Source organism: Streptomyces marokkonensis (genome assembly GCF_039539045.1).
Taxonomy (GTDB): Bacteria; Actinomycetota; Actinomycetes; order Streptomycetales; family Streptomycetaceae; genus Streptomyces; species Streptomyces marokkonensis.
Map to the genome: position 1 here is coordinate 1 of NZ_BAABCQ010000328.1, position 3,051 is coordinate 3,051.

General features: G+C 70.3%; 3 protein-coding genes. All 3 read left to right on the top strand.

Annotation, left to right across the window (positions count from 1 at the left end; all coding sequences use genetic code 11):
- The first annotated feature begins 158 nt into the window (after positions 1-158).
- The 3 genes from ABEA26_RS35520 (at position 159) to ABEA26_RS35530 (ending at position 3,051) form a co-directional block, all read left to right on the top strand.
- Positions 159-1,733 carry a pectate lyase family protein gene (locus ABEA26_RS35520; RefSeq protein WP_345598140.1) on the top strand — a complete coding sequence of 525 codons (1,575 nt, stop codon included), beginning with the start codon at positions 159-161 and terminating at the stop codon, positions 1,731-1,733.
- A 204-nt stretch (positions 1,734-1,937) separates the two neighbouring features.
- The gene (locus ABEA26_RS35525; RefSeq protein WP_345598141.1) at positions 1,938-2,297 is read left to right on the top strand and encodes a hypothetical protein; all 360 of its coding nucleotides are present in this window, start codon (positions 1,938-1,940) and stop codon (positions 2,295-2,297) included.
- Between the two features lie 112 nt (positions 2,298-2,409).
- Positions 2,410-3,051 carry a bifunctional DNA primase/polymerase gene (locus ABEA26_RS35530; protein ID WP_345598143.1) on the top strand — a complete coding sequence of 214 codons (642 nt, stop codon included), beginning with the start codon at positions 2,410-2,412 and terminating at the stop codon, positions 3,049-3,051.

Here is a 3,051-nt window from a genome sequence, read left to right on the forward strand (position 1 = left end):
GTGTGCGCCGGTCCGCAGTTTGAACACGCCGTAACCCTTGCCAGCCCCTGGGGTGAACCCTATATTCACGGCGAGAAAGCGCTTTCCGGTCTGTCGCATTGTCATGATCCCGACAGATCGTTCGTTCCGGCATGTGAAGGCGAATGGGGAGACCGAGGATGAGACGACCAGTCGCGCTGCGACTCAACGCGGCGCTGGCCACCTTGGCCGTTGCCGCCGCGACCGGTGTGGTGCTGTCGATGCCCCAGGCGGCGGCAGCGGCCAGTGGCGCCACCGGCTACGCGACCCAGAACGGCGGCACGACCGGCGGTGCCGGCGGAGAGACGGTCCGGGCGACCACCGGGACCGCGATCCACCAGGCCCTGTGCGGCCGGGCCAGCAGCAGCACCCCGATCACCATCGAGGTCGAGGGCACCATCAACCACGGCAACACCACCAAGGTGTCGGGTGACAGCTGCAGCACCGCCGAGGACAAGATCGAGCTGAAGCAGATCAGCAACGTCACGATCGTCGGGGTCGGCGGCGGTGCCGTCTTCGACCAGCTGGGCATCCACATCCGGGAGTCCAGCAACATCATCATCCAGAACGTGACGGTCCGGAACGTCAAGAAGTCGGGCTCGCCCACCTCCAACGGCGGCGACGCCATCGGGATGGAGAGCGGTGTCCGCAACGTCTGGGTCGACCACACCACCCTGGAGGCGTCGGGCGGCGAGTCGGAGGGCTACGACGGCCTCTTCGACATGAAGAACGACACCAAGTACGTCACCCTGTCCTACAGCACCCTGCGCAACTCCGGCCGCGGCGGCCTCATCGGCTCCAGCGAGAGCGACCGCTCCAACGGCTACGTCACCTTCCACCACAACCTCTACGAGAACATCGACTCCCGCGCTCCCCTGCTGCGCGGCGGCATCGCCCACATCTACAACAACCACTACGTGAGCCTCAACGAGTCCGGCATCAACTCCCGGGCCGGCGCGAAGGCCAAGGTCGACAACAACTACTTCCAGGACTCCAAGGACGTCCTCGGCACCTTCTACACCGACGAGGCCGGCTCCTGGCAGGTCAGCGGCAACATCTACGACAACGTGACCTGGTCCGAGCGTGAGGGCGACAACAACCCCGCCGGCCCCGACCCGCAGTCCAACACCAGCGTCAGCATCCCGTACTCCTACAGCCTCGACGGGGCCGACTGCGTGCCGGCCGTCGTGAGCCAGACGGCGGGCGCCGGCAAGGGCCTGAAGGTGTCGGACGGCAGCTGCACGCCGCAGAACCCGGACCCGGACCCGACCGACCCGGACCCCACGGACCCGGACCCCACCGACCCGGACCCGGACCCGACCGACCCCGACCCCACTGACCCGCCCGTCGGGACCAACCTCAGCATCGGGGCGGGCTCCGACGGTTCTTCCAAGGCCGACGGGACGAGCTACGGCAACGTCCGTGACGGCGACATGGGCACCTACTGGTCCCCGTCCGGCTCGACCGGTTCGGTCTCCGTCAAGTGGGGCTCCGCCACCACCGTCGCCAAGATCAACATCCGTGAGGCCTCCGGCTCCGCGGGCACCATCGGATCCTGGCGGGTCGTCAACCACGACACGGGCTCCGTCCTGGCCTCCGGCAACGGAGCGGGCGTCATCGACTTCGACCGGACGTCGCTGAAGAAGATCACCTTCGAGATCACCGGCTCCAGCGGCACGCCGAAGGTCGCCGAGTTCGAGACCTACGCCGGCTAGCCGTTCCAGCCGTGTCGACCACGAGCGGCGTGGTCCCGCGGTAAGGGGCGAGGCCGTGCCGGTACGCGCGTACCGGCACGGCCTCGCCCTCTTGCGTGGGCGCGGGACAATGGACGGTGGCCCACTCCACCGGGAGTGCCCCGGTCCACGGGGGAGTGCCCCGGTCCACGGGGAGGGTCGCCGTACGTACGAGGAGGAGAAGACATGGCGGAGCCCACGCCGCGTCGGAACGAACCGCGGCTACGCCCCGCGCCCCTGCTCTTCGAGCCGGCGGAGGCGGCCGCCGATCCGGAGCACTTCTTCGACCTCGAGTCGATCGACGACCCCCGGGCGCTGCTGGTCCGGGCGACGGAGCTGACGCACGCCTTCCGGGCCGCGGCGGACCGGGCGATGGAGTTCCAGGCGATGGCGGCGGCGCAGCTGGCCGATCCCCGGCGGTTCGACCGGCTGACGGCCGCGGACATCGCCGAGCGCGCCGAGTGGACCGAGGACTACGCCAAGAAGATGGTGGAGTTCGGACGGGACCTGATGCGCGGCGGCGAGGGCGGCGTCCACACCGACTAACCGTCCCGCATATGCCAAGCGGGTGGGCAAGATACTCCTTCCGTCTTCCATCTGTCCCGGTTTCCCGCAACTCACCGGATTCGCGCCCTCACGGCCGGTAGATGTATGCGGCATGACCAGCACACGCAACGTCGCTCTCGAAGCCACCCCCCGTGTCTCGGACGTCACCTCGGACGGCGCCCTCTGGCTGGCCTCGGCGGGCGCGTACCCGCGCAGCACGCTCGCGTTCTGGCAGGAGCGGCCCGGGGCCCCGGTCGTCCTGCCCTGCGGTTCCGCCTTCGACGTGGTCAGCACCCCCGCCGTCTTCGGGCGCCGGATGCTGGACCAGATGTGGGGCGAGGGCCCGGGCCCGGGCTCGGGCCCGGTGGCCGAGTTCCGGGGCCGGATGCTGCTGTTCGCCGCGCCGGGCTCGGCCCAGCGGCTGCCGTCGCTGCTGGAGTGGGAGGAGTGGAGCGCGCGTGGCCGGGAGGGCGGCCGTACGGGCGGGGTGCCGCCGCTGCTGTGCCACGGCGCCGGCGACGCGGTGACCGTACCGGCCCCGGTGGGCCCGGCGGCCGGGCCGGCGCCCGTGGGCGGGCCCGCCCGGTCCGATTCCCGCTGGCTGGTGGCGCCGGACACACGCCGGCCGTGGCTGCCGGGTCCCGAAATTCTGCTCTGGGCGGCCGTACGGGCGGCCCGGGCCGCCGTCCGGATTTCGATTTTTCCTCCTGCCGACCAGGATGCTAAGGTCTACGACGTCAGCAGGCGCCGCTAG